Source organism: Oryzihumus leptocrescens, from assembly GCF_006716205.1.
Classification (GTDB): domain Bacteria; phylum Actinomycetota; class Actinomycetes; order Actinomycetales; family Dermatophilaceae; genus Oryzihumus; species Oryzihumus leptocrescens.
On sequence record NZ_VFOQ01000001.1, the window covers coordinates 3,086,260 to 3,103,425 of the forward strand.

Consider the following 17,166-nt stretch of genomic DNA (forward strand, 5'->3'; position numbering starts at 1 on the left):
CTGTGTCGCCCCCGCCAGCTCAGATTGTCCTACGCAGGTGGTGGTGGCGGTACCCGGGGCACCGCCACCACCACCGCTTCATCACTTGACAGCGATGTCAGCCAGCTCGACGTAGCCGCCGAACACACCGTTGTCGTTGTAGTTCTTCACGCCAGAACCGTGGACGAACATGAACTTCTGGTTGTCCAGAGCCACGTGACCGCCCATCTTGGCGATCTCCTCGTCGAGGTCACCCCACGCCTTCTCACGGGCGGCGGTGTCGGCGATGAGGAAGGTCTGGTCGATCTTCTTGTTCACGTCGGCGTTCTGGAAGTAGCCGTAGTCCTGGCCCGAGCCACCGGCGCTGATGTTCGGACGGGAGTCGAACAGCGGCGGGATGACGGTGGAGCCGGACGGCCAGTCAGCACCCCAACCAGCCCAGAAGACGTCCGCCTTGGAGGCGTAGGCCGGGTTCTGGATGGTGGAGTAGTACTTGTCGGAGATGCCGTCGAGGGTCACCTTGAAGCCCGCCTGCTCCCAGCCGGACTGCAGGGCCGCGAGGGCCTTGTCCGAGGTGGGGCGCTTGCGGTAGGTCACCGTGATCGGCACCGGCAGGGTCAGGCCCGAGCTCTGCAGCACGGCCTTGGCCTTGGCCGGGTCACCGGCGGTGGGGACACCGAAGGGGTTGAAGTCCTTGTAGCCCTTCAGAGCCTTGTTGATCATCGCGTACGTCGGCGTCGCGGCCGTCGAGCCACCGTAGGCGGTGACGTAGGCGTCGCGGTTGGTCGACATGGCGAAGGCCTGGCGGGCCTTCTCGTTCTTCATGACCTTGCTCTTGAAGTTCGGGAGCAGGTAGTCGACGTAGGGCGCCGGCGGGTTGGTCGAACGGTCCTTGACCTGCGGGTTCGACACGATCTGGGCCTGCAGGGCCGGCGGGGCCGTCGCCTGCGTCACCGCGAACTTGTCGTTGCCGGAGTCGGCCATGATGCGCTGGACGATCGTCTCCGACTCGATGCCCTCCTGGTAGACGATCGAGTCCGGGTACGCCTTGCGGAACGGGTCAGACGAGGCGGACCAGTTGGGGTTGCGCACGAAGGTGCCACCCTTGTTGGTCTCCCAGTTGCCCTGCAGCATGTACGGACCGTCGGAGAAGATCGCGTAGTCCGACTTCGCGCCCTGGTCCTTGTCCTGGCGGAACGCGCCGAAGGCAGGGAACGTGACGGTCTGGTTGAAGTCGTTGACCGGCTGGCTCAGGTGGAACGTGATCGTCTGGCCCGAGCAGGAGACAGCCTTGTCGTAGAGCTCCTGGCCGGTCTTCTTGTAGGGGCCGGCGTACTTGCTGGAGCCATCGGCGTTCTTCGGGATGTCGAAGTAGGCGATCGCGTAGTTCGGGCCACCGGTGATCTGGTCGGCGGCGAACGTGCGCGAGATGCCGTACTTGAGGTCCTCGCAGGTCACGGGCTTGCCGTCCTGCCACTTGGCGTCGCCCTTGAGGGTGAACTTCCAGGTCTTGCCGCCGTCGGACACGTCACCGGTGTTGGTGGCGAGGTCCGGGATCAGCTTCGACTGGTCCTCGATGGTCTTGCCGGGCGGGAACGTCGTGAGCGTCCGCGAGAACACGCGGCTGGCGAACTGGATGTCCGCACCGACGTAGATCCGCTGCGGGTCCCAGTGGTCGACCGGTCCAAGGTTCAGCATGTACAGCGTGCCGCCCTTGGCTGCCGCGCCCGTGCTCTGCGAACCACCCGTGCTGCTGCTTCCGCCCCCACAAGCTGAGGCGGCGAGGGCAACAGCCACGCCGAGGGCCACGCCCAGCGCGCCCTTCTTCGTGCGCATCATGCGCTCTCCTTGAGTGCTATCCCCACCGCCGCGTCAGCGGTGGCCTGCCCTGCAGCGGGTGCTGCAGGAGCTCCTGCGTCTCCGGCTCCGCGAGCAGCCGGGGACAAGCTCATCTGGTCGGGCGGTCAGGACCGTCCGGTCTTGGGGTCCAGTGCGTCGCGCAAACCGTCCCCGAGGAGGTTGAACGAGAGCACGAGGATGCTCAGCATCAGTCCCGGGAAGATGAAGTACGCCGGGTCCGGGTTGGCGTAGACGACGGAGTCGTTGAGGATCGAGCCGAGCGAGGGGGTCGGCGCCTGGATGCCGACGCCCAGGAAGCCCAGCGACGCCTCGGCCGCGATGTTCTGGGGCAGGATCAGGGTCGCGTAGACCAGGATCGGCGCCCACAGGTGCGGCAGCAGCTCCTTGAAGTAGAGGCGGCCGCGCTTGGCGCCCAGGGACCGGGCCGCCTCGACGAACTCACGCTCGCGCAGGGACAGGACCTGACCGCGGATGATGCGGGCGAAGAAGGGCCAGCCGAAGAAGCCCAGGACCAGCACCAGGTAGGCGATCGTCGCCGGCGCACCGGGCGGGAAGCCGAGCACGTCGGTCATCGCACCGAGCAGGACCGTCGACAGCGACAGCAGCATCAGGGTCTGCGGGAAGCTGAGGACCAGGTCCATCGTGCGGCTGATCAGCCAGTCGAGCCAGCCACCGGCGAAGCCGGAGATCAGGCCGAGGATCGTGCCCACGAGGATGCTGAAGAGCGTGGCGAGGACCGCGACGATCAGCGAGGTGGTGATACCGGCCATGATCCGCGAGAACAGGTCACGACCGGTGCCGGGCTCGACGCCGAACCAGTGCGAGCCGCTGATGCCGCCCAGCGCGCCGGTCGGAAGGGAGCCGACGCCCTGGACCAGCTTGATGTCGCCCTTGTAGGGGTCGATCAGCCCCAGGCTCGTCAGGATCGGCGACAGGATGCCGATGAGGGCGAACACGATGCAGATGCCGAGCGCCACCATCGTGACCTTGTCGCGCCGGATACGGCTGCGCACGATCTGCCAAGGAGTGCGCCCCTTGATCGCGACCGCGCCGTCAGTGGCCGACGTCTCGACGTCGACCTGCGCGTGTGCTTCGTCGGGCTGGCCCGGAGCCATCGTCATGCGGGCAGTTCCTCTTTCCGACCTTGCTGATGTTGCGTCCATGGTCCGGGACGAACGGCAGCTCTTTGCCTGTCCTTGACCTTGCGAAACCTTAGACCAGCCCGTCGGCGATGTAACCAGTGGAGAGAGGTTGTCTCCGGATCGTGACCGAACGTGGACACATGCTTGACGCCCCGGAGCACGTGTGCTCCGGGGCGTCATCATGCCGCCTGACCTGCGGGTATGCCGCGGGCCGCTCCTGCGCTACTTGCGGGCGCGGGCCGCCGCCCGGGCGCGCTCGGTCGCGTCGAGGTTGACCTTGCGGATGCGCACGGCCTCCGGGGTGACCTCCACGCACTCGTCCTCGCGGCAGAACTCCAGGGACTGCTCGAGGGAGAGCTTGCGCGCGGGCACGATCTTCTCGAAGTTGTCCGCGCTGGAGGCGCGCACGTTGGTCAGCTTCTTCTCCTTGGTGATGTTGACGTCCATGTCGTCGGCGCGCGAGTTCTCGCCGACGATCATGCCCTCGTACACCTCGGTGCCCGGCTCGGTGAACAGCGTGCCGCGCTCCTGGAGGTTGACCATGGCGTAGGCCGTGACCGCACCGGTGCGGTCGGCCACCAGGGAGCCGCTGGTGCGGGTCGTGATGGTGCCGAACCACGGCTCGTAGTCCTCGAACACGTGGTGGGCGATGCCCGTGCCGCGGGTCTCGGTGAGGAACTCGGTGCGGAAGCCGATGAGGCCACGTGAGGGCACCAGGAACTCCATCCGGATCCAGCCGGTGCCGTGGTTGGTCATCTGCTCCATGCGGCCCTTGCGGGCGGCCATGATCTGCGTGATCGCGCCGAGGTGCTCCTCGGGGGTGTCGATGGTCAGGCGCTCGACCGGCTCGTGCAGCTTGCCGTCGACCTGCTTGGTGACCACCTGCGGCTTGCCGACGGTGAGCTCGTAGCCCTCGCGGCGCATCTGCTCCACGAGGATGGCCAGCGCCAGCTCACCGCGGCCCTGGACCTCCCAGGCGTCGGGACGCTCGGTCGGCAGGACCCGCAGGGACACGTTGCCGATGAGCTCGCGGTCGAGGCGGTCCTTGACCATGCGGGCGGTGACCTTGCTGCCACGGACCCGGCCGACCATCGGGCTGGTGTTGGTGCCGATGGTCATGGAGATGGCCGGCTCGTCCACGGTGATGACCGGCAGCGGCACGGGGTTCTCGGCGTCGGCCAGGGTCTCGCCGATCATGATGTCGGCGATGCCCGCGATGGCGATGATGTCGCCGGGGCCGGCCTCCTCGGCGGGCTTGCGCTCCAGCGCCTCGGTCATCAGCAGCTCGGTGATCTTGACCCGCTCGACGCTGCCGTCGGTCTTGCACCAGGCGACCTGCTGGCCCTTCTTGATGACGCCGTTGTGGACGCGCAGCAGCGCGAGGCGGCCCAGGAAGTTGGAGGAGTCCAGGTTGGTCACGTGGGCCTGCAGCGGCGCCTCGGGGTCGAACGAGGGTGCCGGGATGGTGTCCAGGATGGTGGCGAACAGGGCCTCGAGGTCCTCACCGTCGGGCAGCCCGCCGTCGGCCGGGCGGGTCAGCGAGGCGCGGCCGGCCTTGGCCGAGGCGTAGACGATCGGGAAGTCGATCTGCTCCTCGGTGGCGTCGAGGTCCATGAACAGCTCGTAGGTCTCGTCCACGACCTCGGCGATGCGCGAGTCGGGGCGGTCCACCTTGTTGATGCACAGGATGACCGGCATCTTCGCGGCGAGCGCCTTGCGCAGCACGAACCGGGTCTGCGGCAGCGGGCCCTCGGAGGCGTCGACGAGGAGCACGACACCGTCGACCATGGACAGGCCGCGCTCCACCTCGCCACCGAAGTCGGCGTGGCCGGGGGTGTCGATGATGTTGATGGTCACCCCGCCCGGCTCCCCCGCCGCGGCGGCCGCAGGTCCGGCATACCGGATCGCGGTGTTCTTGGCGAGGATGGTGATGCCCTTCTCCCGCTCGAGGTCACCGGAGTCCATGGCACGTTCGTCGACGTGCTGGTGCTCGCCGAAGGCGCCGGCCTCCCAGAGCATCTTGTCGACAAGAGTGGTCTTGCCGTGGTCGACGTGGGCAACGATGGCGACATTGCGGATGTCGCCGCGGGTCTGCATGGGCATGTGCTCCAGTGTCTCAGGCTTTGCGCGTGACCTTGACCACCGAGTCCGGTGCCGCCGTGCTCAGCGCATCAGCGCGGCGAGGGCGTCGACGACGGGCAGGTCCGCGGGCAGCCAGGGCACGGCATACAGCTCGTCCGCGGCCAGGACCCGCAGCTCGTCGTGGTCCTCCAGGGGCTCGGGCTCCCCGGAGGTGACGACGGCCAGCCAGACGGTCATCGCGTAGCGCTCGCCCAGCGGCCACGACCCCTCGAGCGGGCCCTCGACGACGCGGCCGAGGCGGACCTCGACCCCGAGCTCCTCGGCGATCTCGCGGTGCAGCGCCTCGACGGGGTCCTCCCCCGGCTCGACCTTGCCGCCGGGGAACTCCCAGCCGCCGGCGAGCCCGGCGGGCTCGGTGCGCCGGGCGGCGAGCAGGGTGGTGGGCCGGTGCAGGTCGTCGACGATGGCGGCTCCGACAACGAGCGCGCGCGAGGTGTGGGTAGTCATGACGGCCACACAGTGTGCCCGCCCGTCCCGCTGGTCATGTGGACGACGGCGAGATCGTGATCAGAAAGCCCTAGTTTGGATGCGTTGGCTGACGTTCACATGAACTTGGGGGAGTCTCATGTATGGCGATCCGCAGCGCCTGCGCGCCCTGGCCGGCCTCCTGGCGCGGGAGGCCGAGCGCATCGAGGCCAGCGCGTCACGGCTGGAGCGGTCCGCGGCGGCGGTGGCGTGGGAGTCCACCGCCGCCGGAGGCATGCAACGGCAGGCGGCGCACCAGGCGAAGGCGATGCGGCAGGTGGCGGACCGGTACGCCGAGGCGGCACGGGCGGTGCAGCAGCACGCCTCCGCCACGGACCGGCAGCTGGAGCGGATCCACCGGGCGGAGTCGCGTGCGCGCCAGCTGCTGGCCGGCCTCGAGCACGCCCTCGTCGGCGGCGAACCGGCGGCGGCCGCCGTGGGCCGGGTCGTGCTGGGGTCGCCCCTACCTCCACCCGGGCACCGCGACTGGGTGGAGGTGGCGGGACGGCTGGCCGGCCTGGGGGTGGCCCGGTGAGGGACAACGGGAGCGACGCCACGACCCTGCGGGCGCGGGGCGGGCCCGGCGGGCTGATCGTCCGCGCGGCCGACCTGCACCGCCTCGCGGGCCTGATCGGCCACGAGGCGGAGGACCTGGCCCGGGAGGCATGGTGCTCGCGGAGCTGGTGCACGGACGCAGACCTGGCCCTCAGTGCCCCGCTGTCACCCGCAACGGCGGCGGAGGCCGAGACGGCGATCCTTCACGCCGCCGGCGCGGCGGTGGGTGTCGCAGCGGACGCCGCGCGGCTCGGCACCTCGGTCGCGATGGCAGCCTGGACCTACGAGCACGCCGAGCAGGCCGCCGAAGGGCTGTGGCTCGGCTTCGACGACGCGGTGGCGCTGCGGGTCGGGCTCCTGGCACCGGCGCTGGTGACGTGGGGCGCGACCGGCGGGGCGGCCTGCCGCCACGGCCGCGACGTGCCGGGGGTGTCGCAGGGGTGCGCCGTCGCCAGCCACTCGCTGGAGTCCGCCCTCACCGCCCACCCCTGGCTGGTGGAGCACCTCGTCCACGGCGGCAGCGGCCTGGTCGCGGGGCTGTCCCTGTGGGCCGGCCCGGTCGCCCCGCTGGGCTGGCCGGGTGGCAGGCCGCCGCTGAACACCCAGGGCGCCTCCCGCGGCCTGCAGCAGCTGTTCGTGGACGGCACTCCCCTGGTCCGCGGCACCGGCCCGCGGGGCGGACTCGGCCAGTCGGCCTGGCAGGCCGACACCGGCGGCGTCACCGGGGTCGGTGCGCTCATGCGGAGCCTGCACACGACGGCCGAAAAGCCCGGCGGTGCCATCGACATCCGCCGGGTGACGACCAGTGGTCCGGGCGGGGTAACCCGCACGGCATACATCGTCAACATCCCCGGCACGGACTCGTGGCTGCCGCCGCCCGCGCAGTGGCACAGCCGCTCGGCGCCCGACCTCGGGGGGAACCTGAGGCTGGTCGGCAACCAGCCGACCGTCTACTCGCGCGGGGTGGTGCAGGCGATGGTGCGCGCCGGGGTGCCCCGGAGCGCCCCGGTGATGCTCGTGGGACACAGCCAGGGCGGCATGACGGCGTACCAGATCGCCGCCGACCAGAGCCGCCTGCGCGCCACCGGCTCGCGGCACGGCCAGGCGTTCAACATCACCCACGTCATCACCGCAGGGTCGCCGCTCGCCACCATGACCGTCCCGGACGGGGTCCGGGTGCTTTCCCTGGAGGCGTCCGGGGACATCGTCCCGGACCTCGACGGCGCGCCGAACCCCGACCGGGCCGGCCACCTCACCTACTCCTTCGAACGCGACCGGGGCGACATCGGGACCAACCACGGCTTCGACGGCTACGAGGGGGCGGCGGCCGGGGTGGACCGGCTCGCCGCCCGCGGGGCGCCGGGAGCGGCCGGGTTCGTGGACTCGCTGCGCCTCGACGGCTTCCTCGCGGCCGATGACGGGGCCACCGTGACCACGACGGGGTGGGAGGTCAGCCGCGCGGTGTCGTGACCCCCTCGCCGACCTGCGGGTTCGGTGAGGCAAACCTGCGTCGACAGCGGCGTCGAACTTTGAAACGCTCCTGGCGTGAGCCGACTGCTGACGTCCGAGGAGATCACCCGGCAGCTCGCCGACCTCCCCGGCTGGGCCGGTGACGGGCAGGCGCTGACCGCCTCCTACGACGCCCCCGACTTCGCGGCGGCGATCCGGCTCGTTGAGGAGGCGGCCGACGCCGCCGAGCAGATGAACCACCACCCTGACATCGACATCCGCTGGAAGCTCACCCACTGGCGGCTGTCGACCCACTCGGCCGGCGGGGTGACCCAGCTCGACATCGAGCTGGCCCACCGCATCGCCCAGGCCGCCGCGCTCGTCGGCGCCAGCCCCCGCTGACCGCCGACCACAGTTCCTCTGTCCCAGAACGGAGTCCACCCACCATGACCCTCGAGCACGTCGACGAGTCCGACAACGGCCACGACGAGCCGCACGGCAAGGACGTCGCCAGCCGGCTCAACTGGCTGCGCGCGGGAGTCCTCGGCGCCAACGACGGCATCGTGTCCACCGCCGGCATCGTGGTCGGTGTGGCCGGGGCGACGGCCCAGCTGACGGCGATCATGACGGCGGGCATCGCCGGCCTGGCCGCGGGCGCGATGAGCATGGCGGTCGGCGAGTACGTCTCGGTGAGCACCCAGCGCGACACCGAGCACGCCCTCCTCGAGAAGGAGCGTCGCGAGCTGCGCGAGACGCCCGACGAGGAGCTGGCCGAGCTCACCCAGCTCTACGCGGACAAGGGCCTGTCCCCGGAGCTGGCCCACCAGGTTGCGGTGCAGCTGACCGAGCACGACGCCCTCGCGGCCCACGCCGAGGTCGAGCTGAAGATCGACCCTGACAACCTGACCAGCCCGACCCACGCGGCTGTTGCGTCCTTCGTCGCCTTCACCGTCGGGGCGCTGCTGCCCCTGCTCGCGATCGCGCTGCCCCCGGCAGGTGGCCGCGTCGCCGTGACCGTCGTCGCGGTCGTCCTCGCGCTCGCCCTCACCGGCGTCATCAGTGCGCGCCTCGGCGGCGCGAACCGCCGGAAGGCGGTGTGGCGCAACGTGATCGGCGGAATCGTGGCGATGGCCGTGACCTACGGCATCGGCGCGCTGGTGGGCGTCGCGGTCTAGCCACCGACCGTCGGCACCACCCCTTCGCCTCCGCCATCTGGTGGAGGAGCAGCTCCACCGCTCGCCGGATTCGGTGTACGTCCGCCCCTGCCATTTTTCACCGTATCGATCCGTGGACCCACGGACCTGCGAGCAGCGCGCCTGCGGATGGCCCCATCCGCAGGCACGCCTGGGGGGCTCCCTTGCTCTCGGGCAGACGAAAGCGAAGGGGAGTCATGTCTTATCGCAGATCATCTGTGCGTCGGCTCATGCGGACGCGTCGGGCCAAGGCCCTGATCGGAGCCGGAGCGGGACTGGGAATCGTCGCCGCCGCCAGCTCCGTCGCCCAGGCGGCCATCCCCGGCCCAGGTGGCGTCATCTACGCCTGTTACGACAAGAAGACCGGCAACGTCCGCATCTACGACGTCGCTAAGACCTCCTGCAAGACCAGCGAGGTGCGCATCACGTGGAACCAGGTCGGCCCGATGGGTCCGATGGGCCCTCGCGGCTACACCGGTGCTACCGGTGCCACAGGCCCGCAGGGTGCGACGGGTGCGACCGGCGCGACGGGTGCCACGGGCGCGACCGGTCCCGCCGGGGCAACCGGCCCGGTAGGGCCGCAGGGTCCCAAGGGTGACACCGGCGCGACGGGCGCAACCGGAGCTATGGGCGCCACTGGTGCCACCGGCGCCACGGGCGCGACCGGCGCCCAGGGTGAGAAGGGTGACACCGGCGCGGCCGGCGAGGCCGGTGCCCAGGGTCCGCAGGGCGAGGTCGGCCCTCAGGGTCCCCAGGGGCCGGCAGGGCCTCAGGGCCCCAAGGGCGACACCGGAGCCCAGGGTGAGACCGGCGCGGCCGGCGCCCAGGGGGCACCCGGAGTCGACGGCAAGGACGGTGTCGACGGCACCAACGGTGTCGACGGCAAGGACGGCACCAACGGCATCGACGGCATCGACGGCAAGGACGGCGTCAACGGCACCAACGGCCTCGACGGCAAGGACGGCGCAACCGGAGCCCAAGGCCCCCAGGGTGAGACCGGCGCGACTGGCGCCACTGGAGCTACCGGCGCCACCGGCGCCCAGGGCCCCCAGGGCGAGGTCGGCCCGCAGGGTCCCGCCGGCCCCCAGGGCCCGGTCGGCCCCAAGGGCGACACCGGCGACCAGGGCCCGCAGGGTCTGCCCGGAGCCAACGGCACCAACGGCGTCGACGGCACGAACGGCACGGACGGCGTCAACGGCAAGGATGGCGTCGACGGCAAGGATGGCGTCAACGGCAAGGACGGCGTCAACGGCAAGGACGGCGTCGACGGCACCAACGGCATCGACGGCAAGGACGGGGCAGCCGGCGCCCAAGGCCCCCAGGGCGACGTCGGCCCCGCGGGTCCCGCCGGACCCCAGGGCCCGGTCGGCCCCAAGGGCGACACCGGCGACCAGGGCCCGCAGGGTCTGCCCGGAGCCAACGGCACCAACGGCGTCGACGGCACCAACGGCACCAACGGCAAGGATGGCGTCGACGGCAAGGACGGCGCCCAAGGCCCCCAGGGCGACGTCGGCCCGCAGGGGCCCGCCGGTCCTCAGGGCCCGGTCGGCCCGAAGGGCGACAAGGGCGACACCGGCGACCAGGGCCAGACTGGCGCCAACGGCGCCGACGGCAAGGACGGTGCCACAGGCCCGCAAGGTCCGGCCGGCACGAACGGCACCAACGGTGTCGACGGCAAGGACGGCATCCAAGGCCCGCAGGGCGAAAAGGGCGACACCGGCCTGACCGGAGCTCAGGGCGAGAAGGGCGACACGGGAGCTGCCGGCACCGACGGCGCTCAGGGCCCCAAGGGCGACGTCGGCCCGCAGGGTCCGGAAGGTCCCCAGGGCCCGGTCGGCCCCAAGGGCGACAAGGGTGACACCGGCGCCACAGGTGACACCGGCGCCACCGGTCCGCAGGGTCCTGCCGGCCAGAACGGTACCGATGGCTCAGTGGGCTCAATGGGCCCGGCCGGGCCTCAGGGCCCCAAGGGTGACACCGGCGCCAAGGGTGACACGGGCGACCAGGGTCCGCAGGGTGCCACCGGCCCGCAGGGTGCCACAGGCGCTCCGGGCGCCGACGGCGCCATGGGCCCGATGGGGCCCACGGGTCCCAAGGGCGACAAGGGTGACACCGGAGCCACGGGTGCCGTCGGCGCCCAGGGCGCACCCGGCGCCGACGGCAAGGACGGTGCCACCGGCCCCCAGGGCGTGCCTGGCCCGATGGGAACCGAGGGCTCTCCTGGCCCCAAGGGCGACACCGGTCCGGCTGGCCCTGCCGGCCAGACGGGTCCTGCCGGACCGAAGGGCGACCGGGGTGACATCGGCGCGACCGGCCCCGCCGGTCCGGCCGGCGCCACCGGTGCCACGGGTGCACAGGGCCCATCCGGCGTCGTCGGCGCAACCGTCGTCACCGTCACAGGTAGCGGCGCGACAGTGACGGCCAACTGCGGCACCGGGAAGGTCGCGACGGGAGGCGGCGGGTTGTCCAGCAGCAAGACCATGCAGGGCTCCTACCCCGTCTTCACCGGCACCAGCTCGCCCACCGGCTGGACTGTGGTGTTCAACCAGGCCGCAGCCGGCAACACGGCCTACGTCATCTGCGTCAACAACAGCTAGTCCGGACCGTCCCGGGCTCGTCGACGCACTGCGGCGGGCCCGGGACCCGGCCCCATCTCTTCTTGATCTCCCTGTCATCCCTGTCACTTGCAAAGGACTCATCATGCGCACGATCACCATCTCCCGGACCAGAACCAGCCTCCTCGCCTCCACCGTCGCGGCCGGGCTGCTCGCCCTCGGTCTCGCGGGCTGCAACAGCGGCAGCGCGCTGCCGGCGCCCGACGCCAAGAAGGCCGCCGTGGCGCTGCAGGCCGGCCTCGACGCCCAGACCACGGGCAAGCTCGACGCCGCCCGCCAGAAGTACGAAGAGGCCCTGACCTACGACCCGAAGAACAAGTTCGCCCTCTACGACCTGGCCCTGGTGGACCAGGCCCAGGCCAACTACGGCGTCGCGTCGGACCGGTACCGCGCGGCACTTGCGGTCGACCCGGCATACGAGCCGGCGCTGTTCAACCTGGCCATCCTGCGCAAGCAGGCCGGGGACACGACCGAGGCGATCTCGCTCTACCAGCGGGTGCTCCAGGCCAACCCCAAGAACGCCGCGGCCCAGCTCAATCTGGGCCTGCTGCTCCGGGCCACCCACCAGAAGGCTGCCGGTGACGCCGCGGTCGCGGCGGCGATCAAGCTCAACCCGCAGCTGAAGGACCCGGCTGCCAAGACGTCTGCGTCCTGACAGGGAGCGCAGCCGACGGCCACGGGGCGCCCGCCCAGCTAGCGGGCGCTCCGTGGCCAGATCACTGCCGCACCCATCATGGCCGCGTCACCAGAACCGGGTGCCCGGCTCGCCCTTGAACGGGCCGACCACCCGCGAGGTGATCCAGCCGCCGTAGAAGCCACCCGGCTGCGGGCGGACCAGCTCGCCGTCCACCGTGCAGCGGTCCATCGCCGCCGGGTACAGCGCCACGTGGTCGGCAACCGAGGCGAACCGTGCGCTGGGCCGCGGGTAGAACCAGGCCCCGGCGGGAGCCACGACGTCGCCGCCGACCACGTCGAGGTAGGAAGCGGTGCCCTTCCACTCACAGAAGCTGCTGCCAGGCGCGGGGCGAAGCGCCCCGTCGGCGAACGCCGCGCGGGGCAGGTAGTAGGTCGGCGGGTGGCTGGTCTCCAGGACCCGCAGCGCGGTCGTGGTGTCGGCGACGAGCTCCCCACCGAGCCAGACCTGCACGTGCTCGTCGGTCGGCACGACCGACGGCGGGCGCGGGTAGTCCCACACCGACTCCTGACCCGGACCGGGCTGCTCGCGCTGAGGCCTCACCGCCCCAGCGTAGGCACACCCACCCCCGCGCTACTCGCAGACGACCCCGTCGTGGTCGCGGTCCTGGTACCAGTCGTACTCCGGGTCCCGGCCGCGCACGTACGGCCCGTACCCCTGGGCGGTGGCCTCCCGGCAGGTGTCGAACCGAGGGTCGAGCCCGCCACCGGTCGTGGCCACCGGAGCCGGATCCGGCTGCGGCGCAGGGGTGCTCGCCGCCTCGACCGACCCTCCGCCGAGGACGAACGGCCGCGCCGCCGGCAGCCGCTGCCCGGGGCACCCGGACAGGACGACCCGGATCGCCTCCTGCTCCGCGGCGGTGACCCACAGGCCATAGCGCGCCTTCACCGCGACCTGCCGCGCGACATACGCGCAGCGGTAGCTGCGGACCGGCGGCAGCCAGGTGGCCGCGTCGCCGTCCCCCTTGGCCTCGTTGGTCGGACCGTCGACCGCCAGGAGGTTCAGCGAGTCGTTGGCGAACGCCTGGCGCGTGGCCGCGCTCCAGCGCTGGGCCCCCTTCTGCCAGGCGTCGGACAGCGCCACGACGTGGTCGATCTGCACCGCCGTCGAGGTCGCCTGCCCCCGCAGGAACGCGATGGTCCGCCCCGTGTAGGGGTCGTCCAGCGTCCCCCGCAGCACCAGGCAGCCGTGTGTGCCTGCCCGGAGGACGTATGCCGTGAGGTCACGTCGCAGGACGTCGTTGCGGGTGTCGCAGCCGTTGCGGTCGACGTCCGCCCACGCCTGGCCGAACAGCGCGCGGGCATACCCCGTCTTGGGCGCGCGGCCCTTGACCGGCAGGGTCGCCAACGCCGCCAGGGCCGTGCCCGGTGCGGGTGCCGGATCGGACGTGGACGGCGTGGCCGTCGCGGTGACCACCGGAACCCCGGCTGCCGTGCTGGACGGCGAGGGGGTTGGCGCGGACGTGGGTGCCAGGGAGGGCGGCGGGGGCTGGACGGTCACGGTCCGGCCTGCCGACGCCAGCACCGGTGCCGGCGCGGGCGCCAACGCGCCACCGATGCCGACCAGGACGAGCCCCGCCGCGGTGACCGCTGCCCCGAGGGCGCGGGAGCCGATCCGCGCCCAGCGCACACGTCCGCGCAGAGTTGCGGTGAGCCCGACGCCGGCGACGACCAGGCCGGCCGGCGCGAGCAGTCCGGCGAGGTCACCGTCAGTGGACGTCGAGGGCGCGAGGAGCACGAGCACCCGACGACGGTAGGGCGCACCGGCGCCCGGGGTGGCGGGTTTGCGCAAGTCCACCCCGAGGATGGGACCCGGCCCGGCGGATGATGAACGGGTGAGCAGCCCGCTCCCCTACTGGGTCGGCGTGGCCCTCGGGGCCATCGTGTGCGTCGTCCTGTGCGTGGCGTGCCGCCGGTGGCCGGGCGGCTGGACCTTGCGCGCCGGGCGCATCATCGCGCTCCTGCTGGCCGCCGACGCGGTGACGTTCGTGATCTCCCCGGTCGTCACCGGACGGTGGTCCGTGCAGACCTCCCTGCCGCTGGCGCTGTGCGACGTGGCCCTCATCGTCGCCGCGGTCGCCTGCTGGCTCCCGCAGTGGGCGCTGGCGGTCGAGCTGACGTGGTTCTGGGGGCTGACCGGCACGCTTCAGGCGGTGCTGACCCCCGACCTGACGGCCTCGTTCCCCGAGCTGGAGTTCTTCGAGTTCGTCGTCGGGCACGTCGGGATCGTCGTCGCGGCGTTCTACCTCGTCGTGGGGCTGCGCCGGCAACCTCGTCGAGGCTCGGTGGCCCGCGTCTTCGCGATCACCGTGGCCTGGACCGCCCTCGTCGGGGTCTTCGACTGGCTGACCGGGTCCAACTACATGTTCCTCGCGGCGGTGCCGGAGCACGCCTCGCTGCTCTCGGTCCTGGGGCCCTGGCCGTGGTACATCGTCAGCGCGGCGGGGGTCGCCCTGGTGATGCTCCTGGTCCTCGACGCGCCGTTCCGCCTGCGCAGCGCGCGGTCGCGCCGTTGAAAGCCGGGGCAGCGGCGCGGCGCGGTGGCGCCGTGCCGGGGTGGCGATGAGACTGGGGGGCACGACGCCGACCGAGGAGGTCCTGCATGTCCCGCGTGGTGCACTTCGAGATCCAGGCCGATGACGTGGAGCGGGCCAAGGCCTTCTACGGCGCGGCGTTCGGCTGGGAGTTCCAGGACTGGAGCGGAGCCACCGGCTCGGCGTACTGGGGCATCGTCTCCGGGCCGGAGGACGAGCCGGGCATCAACGGTGGGCTGCTGCAGCGACCGGCCCCCGCACCCGCTCCCCGGCAGGGCACCAACGCCTTCGTGTGCACCATCGGCGTCGAGGACTACGACGCGACCGAGCGCCGGATCCTCGACGCCGGCGGGCAGGTGGCGCTGCCCAAGATGGCGCTGACGGGCATGGCCTGGCAGGGCTACTACCTCGACCCCGAGGGCAACACCTTCGGCATCCACCAGCCCGACCCGGAGGCGAAGTAGCCCGGTCGCTCAGCGCGCCACGAAGACGGCCGTCGAGCCGGCGACCTCCAGGAATCCTCGAACCACGGGAGCCGGACGGCGACGCCGACCGGTAGCGTGCAGCTGCGGCTGCAGACGCGGCCCGGATCATCTGGGGGGATGACCATGCGGAAGAGCCCGTGGCCCTATGTCGTGATCGCGCTGCTCTTCTGGGCGCTCCCTGCCGTGGTCATCGCCGGCTACGCGTCCATGGCGCCGACGCACAACACCGGCGGCCAGTGCGAGGGGATCGGGTTCGGCTGCTCGCTCACGCCGCACGACGGCGCGATCCTGCTGGGCATGATGGCGGCGCCGGTGCTGCTGGTGGTCGGGCTGCTCGCCATGGGCCTGGTTGCCCTCTCCCGGGGGGTGCGAGACAAGCGCGACCAGCCCTGACCGACGTCCTCGCCGGGCCGTGTCGACAGGCGGATGAACCGCTGCCGGATCGTGCCGGCGTCGGAGACGGACAACAGCGTGACGTATGCCGGGTGGTCACGCGCCCGTGGTCCGGCTCGTCTCCCAGCGCCCGCCGGCCCGGGCAGCGGCGACCTGCGCCAGCCCGGCCGGGCGCATCCGCCCGTCGGCGATGAGGCGTTCGGCGAGCTCCCGGTTGCCCGGTGACCACGACGAGCGGGCGCGGCGCGGCTGGAACCGCAGGACGTACCAGGTCTCGTCCACGCCGTGCATCTTCGAGTCGACCCAGCCGAAGCACGCGGCCACCTCGATCGCCTCCGGCAGGGTCAGCGACGGTATGCCGGTGCCTTTCTTGGCGAACTTCACCCACAGGCCGGGCTCGGTGGCGTGGTGGTCGTCGAGCCACGCCTCGAACGCCCCCGGCGTGGGGAACGGCACGACCAGCCATCCGTCGGAGGGGTCGCGCTCCAGCCCGGTGACCGTCATACGGCCGAGTGTGCCAGCCCGCGCCGCGGTGCGATCCTGCGTGCATGCCATCGACACCCGACACCTCGCAACCGCTACCGAGCACCATGCGGGCCGCCGTCATCACGCATCACGGGGGCCTGGACGCGATCGGGCTCCGCGAGGTGCCGGTGCCCCGCCCGGGACCGGGCGAGGTGCTCGTGCGCGTGGGCGCGGCCGGGTGCAACAACACCGACCTGTGGACCCGGGAAGGCTCCTACGGCACGGCCGACGACCCGGACGCCAAGGCGGGATGGCTCGGCCCGCTCGACTTCCCGCGGATCCAGGGTGCGGACGTGGCCGGCACCGTCGTGACCTCCGGCGACGCGGTGGGCGCTGGGCTGGTCGGGTCCCGGGTGCTGGTGGACCCAGCCAACTACGGGGATCCGGGTCCGGACGCGCCGGTGGTGGACGTGCTGGGCAGCGAGCGGGACGGCGGCTTCGCCGAGTACGTCGTGGTGCCGGCGGCCCGGGCCCATGCCGTCGACGGGACGCCTCTGAGCGACGTCGAGCTGGCCGCGCTGCCCATTGCCTACGGGACTGCGCTGGGGATGCTCGACCGGGGCTCGGTCTCGCAGGGCCACACGGTGCTCGTCACGGGCGCCTCCGGCGGCGTCGGCCTCGCAGCGGTCCAGCTCGCGCACGCTCGGGGGGCCCGGGTCGTTGCCGTGTGCAGCGCCGACAAGGCAGACCCGGCCCGGACCGCCGGCGCCGATGCCGTCGTGGACCGACGTCGCGGGGAGGTGGTCGCGGACGCCGCCGAGGCCGCGCCCGAGGGGTACGACGCCGTCATCGACGTCGTGGCGGGCGCCACGGTCGGCCGGGGCCTGGGGCTGCTGAGGTCCGGCGGCCGTTGGGTGGTGGCCGGCGCCCTGGATGGCTGGGCGGTCGACCTGGACGTGCGACGGCTCTACCTCGCCAACCTCGCCCTGGTGGGATCGACCATGCACACCCCGCGGGTCTTCGGCCAACTGGTGGAGATCGCGGCCCGGGGCGAGGTGCGCCCCGTCATCGCCGCCACCTTCGCCCTGGAGGACGTCGCCGAGGCACAGCGCCAGCTGGCGACGCGACGGCACGTCGGCAAGCTGGTCGTCGTCCCCTGACGAACTCCCACGCTCGGCGAACACCAGGAGATGCGC

The 17,166-nt window shown here is 72.0% G+C and carries 17 protein-coding genes; 10 read left to right on the top strand and 7 right to left on the bottom strand.

Going from position 1 to position 17,166, the window contains the following annotated elements; all coding sequences use genetic code 11:
* Nucleotides 1-81: 81 nt before the first annotated feature.
* The 4 genes from FB474_RS14525 to FB474_RS14540 all read right to left on the bottom strand — a co-directional run bounded on the left by FB474_RS14525 (nucleotide 82) and on the right by FB474_RS14540 (nucleotide 5,570).
* The gene (locus FB474_RS14525) at nucleotides 82-1,818 is read right to left on the bottom strand and encodes an ABC transporter substrate-binding protein (protein ID WP_221632546.1); all 1,737 of its coding nucleotides are present in this window, start codon (nucleotides 1,816-1,818) and stop codon (nucleotides 82-84) included.
* Nucleotides 1,819-1,943: 125 nt separating this feature from the next.
* Nucleotides 1,944-2,960 (bottom strand): ABC transporter permease, encoded by a 1,017-nt coding sequence (locus tag FB474_RS14530; RefSeq protein WP_221632547.1) that lies wholly within the window; start codon nucleotides 2,958-2,960, stop codon nucleotides 1,944-1,946.
* Nucleotides 2,961-3,203: 243 nt separating this feature from the next.
* Entirely contained in the window at nucleotides 3,204-5,084 is a 1,881-nt protein-coding gene (gene typA, locus FB474_RS14535; RefSeq protein ID WP_141789295.1) for a translational GTPase TypA, read from the bottom strand.
* 60 nt (nucleotides 5,085-5,144) lie between these two features.
* Nucleotides 5,145-5,570, bottom strand: a complete 426-nt coding sequence (locus FB474_RS14540) for a (deoxy)nucleoside triphosphate pyrophosphohydrolase (RefSeq protein WP_141789296.1) — start codon at nucleotides 5,568-5,570, stop codon at nucleotides 5,145-5,147.
* 118 nt (nucleotides 5,571-5,688) lie between these two features.
* On the opposite strand from FB474_RS14540, the gene FB474_RS14545 reads away from it, so the two are divergent.
* The 6 genes from FB474_RS14545 (at nucleotide 5,689) to FB474_RS14575 (ending at nucleotide 12,055) form a co-directional block, all read left to right on the top strand.
* Nucleotides 5,689-6,123: a hypothetical protein gene (locus FB474_RS14545; RefSeq protein ID WP_141789297.1), complete on the top strand. Its 435-nt coding sequence runs from the start codon at nucleotides 5,689-5,691 to the stop codon at nucleotides 6,121-6,123.
* The gene (locus FB474_RS14555; protein ID WP_185746181.1) at nucleotides 6,120-7,613 is read left to right on the top strand and encodes a hypothetical protein; all 1,494 of its coding nucleotides are present in this window, start codon (nucleotides 6,120-6,122) and stop codon (nucleotides 7,611-7,613) included. Before FB474_RS14545 ends, FB474_RS14555 begins: the two co-directional genes overlap by 4 nt.
* A gap of 75 nt (nucleotides 7,614-7,688) precedes the next feature.
* Nucleotides 7,689-7,994 carry a 4a-hydroxytetrahydrobiopterin dehydratase gene (locus tag FB474_RS14560; RefSeq protein WP_141789300.1) on the top strand — a complete coding sequence of 102 codons (306 nt, stop codon included), beginning with the start codon at nucleotides 7,689-7,691 and terminating at the stop codon, nucleotides 7,992-7,994.
* Between the two features lie 44 nt (nucleotides 7,995-8,038).
* Entirely contained in the window at nucleotides 8,039-8,767 is a 729-nt protein-coding gene (locus FB474_RS14565; RefSeq protein WP_141789301.1) for a VIT1/CCC1 transporter family protein, read from the top strand.
* 248 nt (nucleotides 8,768-9,015) lie between these two features.
* Complete coding sequence (locus tag FB474_RS14570; protein ID WP_221632653.1) at nucleotides 9,016-11,382, top strand: hypothetical protein; 2,367 nt, start codon at nucleotides 9,016-9,018, stop codon at nucleotides 11,380-11,382.
* A 103-nt stretch (nucleotides 11,383-11,485) separates the two neighbouring features.
* Entirely contained in the window at nucleotides 11,486-12,055 is a 570-nt protein-coding gene (locus FB474_RS14575) for a tetratricopeptide repeat protein (RefSeq protein WP_141789303.1), read from the top strand.
* Between the two features lie 87 nt (nucleotides 12,056-12,142).
* Here FB474_RS14575 and FB474_RS14580 read toward each other — a convergent pair whose 3' ends face one another.
* The gene (locus tag FB474_RS14580) at nucleotides 12,143-12,637 is read right to left on the bottom strand and encodes a DUF427 domain-containing protein (protein ID WP_141789304.1); all 495 of its coding nucleotides are present in this window, start codon (nucleotides 12,635-12,637) and stop codon (nucleotides 12,143-12,145) included.
* Between the two features lie 30 nt (nucleotides 12,638-12,667).
* Complete coding sequence (locus tag FB474_RS14585; RefSeq protein ID WP_246092205.1) at nucleotides 12,668-13,837, bottom strand: GmrSD restriction endonuclease domain-containing protein; 1,170 nt, start codon at nucleotides 13,835-13,837, stop codon at nucleotides 12,668-12,670.
* Nucleotides 13,838-13,928: 91 nt separating this feature from the next.
* On the opposite strand from FB474_RS14585, the gene FB474_RS14590 reads away from it, so the two are divergent.
* From FB474_RS14590 to FB474_RS14600, 3 genes are all read left to right on the top strand, one after another.
* A complete protein-coding gene (locus FB474_RS14590) occupies nucleotides 13,929-14,609 on the top strand; it encodes a YwaF family protein (RefSeq protein WP_185746182.1) in 681 nt (226 codons plus the stop codon).
* Nucleotides 14,610-14,695: 86 nt separating this feature from the next.
* A complete protein-coding gene (locus FB474_RS14595) occupies nucleotides 14,696-15,091 on the top strand; it encodes a VOC family protein (RefSeq protein ID WP_141789306.1) in 396 nt (131 codons plus the stop codon).
* Between the two features lie 138 nt (nucleotides 15,092-15,229).
* Complete coding sequence (locus FB474_RS14600) at nucleotides 15,230-15,505, top strand: hypothetical protein (protein ID WP_141789307.1); 276 nt, start codon at nucleotides 15,230-15,232, stop codon at nucleotides 15,503-15,505.
* Between the two features lie 96 nt (nucleotides 15,506-15,601).
* Here FB474_RS14600 and FB474_RS14605 read toward each other — a convergent pair whose 3' ends face one another.
* On the bottom strand, nucleotides 15,602-16,009 hold the full coding sequence (locus FB474_RS14605; RefSeq protein ID WP_141789308.1) for a YdeI/OmpD-associated family protein: 408 nt from the start codon (nucleotides 16,007-16,009) through the stop codon (nucleotides 15,602-15,604).
* Between the two features lie 44 nt (nucleotides 16,010-16,053).
* Here FB474_RS14605 and FB474_RS14610 point away from each other — a divergent pair, with 44 nt between their 5' ends.
* A complete protein-coding gene (locus FB474_RS14610) occupies nucleotides 16,054-17,130 on the top strand; it encodes a zinc-binding dehydrogenase (RefSeq protein ID WP_141789309.1) in 1,077 nt (358 codons plus the stop codon).
* Nucleotides 17,131-17,166: the final 36 nt, after the last annotated feature.

Bases quoted from the DNA above. Each gene is read 5' to 3' on its own strand.
- FB474_RS14565 (WP_141789301.1), top strand. From the start codon at position 8,039: ATGACCCTCGAGCACGTCGACGAGTCCGACAACGGCCACGACGAGCCG.
- FB474_RS14605 (WP_141789308.1), bottom strand. From the start codon at position 16,009: ATGACGGTCACCGGGCTGGAGCGCGACCCCTCCGACGGATGGCTGGTC.
- FB474_RS14600 (WP_141789307.1), top strand. From the start codon at position 15,230: ATGACCATGCGGAAGAGCCCGTGGCCCTATGTCGTGATCGCGCTGCTC.
- FB474_RS14610 (WP_141789309.1), top strand. From the start codon at position 16,054: ATGCCATCGACACCCGACACCTCGCAACCGCTACCGAGCACCATGCGG.
- FB474_RS14540 (WP_141789296.1), bottom strand. From the start codon at position 5,570: ATGACTACCCACACCTCGCGCGCGCTCGTTGTCGGAGCCGCCATCGTC.
- FB474_RS14525 (WP_221632546.1), bottom strand. From the start codon at position 1,818: ATGATGCGCACGAAGAAGGGCGCGCTGGGCGTGGCCCTCGGCGTGGCT.
- typA (WP_141789295.1), bottom strand. From the start codon at position 5,084: ATGCCCATGCAGACCCGCGGCGACATCCGCAATGTCGCCATCGTTGCC.
- FB474_RS14595 (WP_141789306.1), top strand. From the start codon at position 14,696: ATGTCCCGCGTGGTGCACTTCGAGATCCAGGCCGATGACGTGGAGCGG.
- FB474_RS14570 (WP_221632653.1), top strand. From the start codon at position 9,016: ATGCGGACGCGTCGGGCCAAGGCCCTGATCGGAGCCGGAGCGGGACTG.
- FB474_RS14575 (WP_141789303.1), top strand. From the start codon at position 11,486: ATGCGCACGATCACCATCTCCCGGACCAGAACCAGCCTCCTCGCCTCC.
- FB474_RS14530 (WP_221632547.1), bottom strand. From the start codon at position 2,960: ATGACGATGGCTCCGGGCCAGCCCGACGAAGCACACGCGCAGGTCGAC.
- FB474_RS14545 (WP_141789297.1), top strand. From the start codon at position 5,689: ATGTATGGCGATCCGCAGCGCCTGCGCGCCCTGGCCGGCCTCCTGGCG.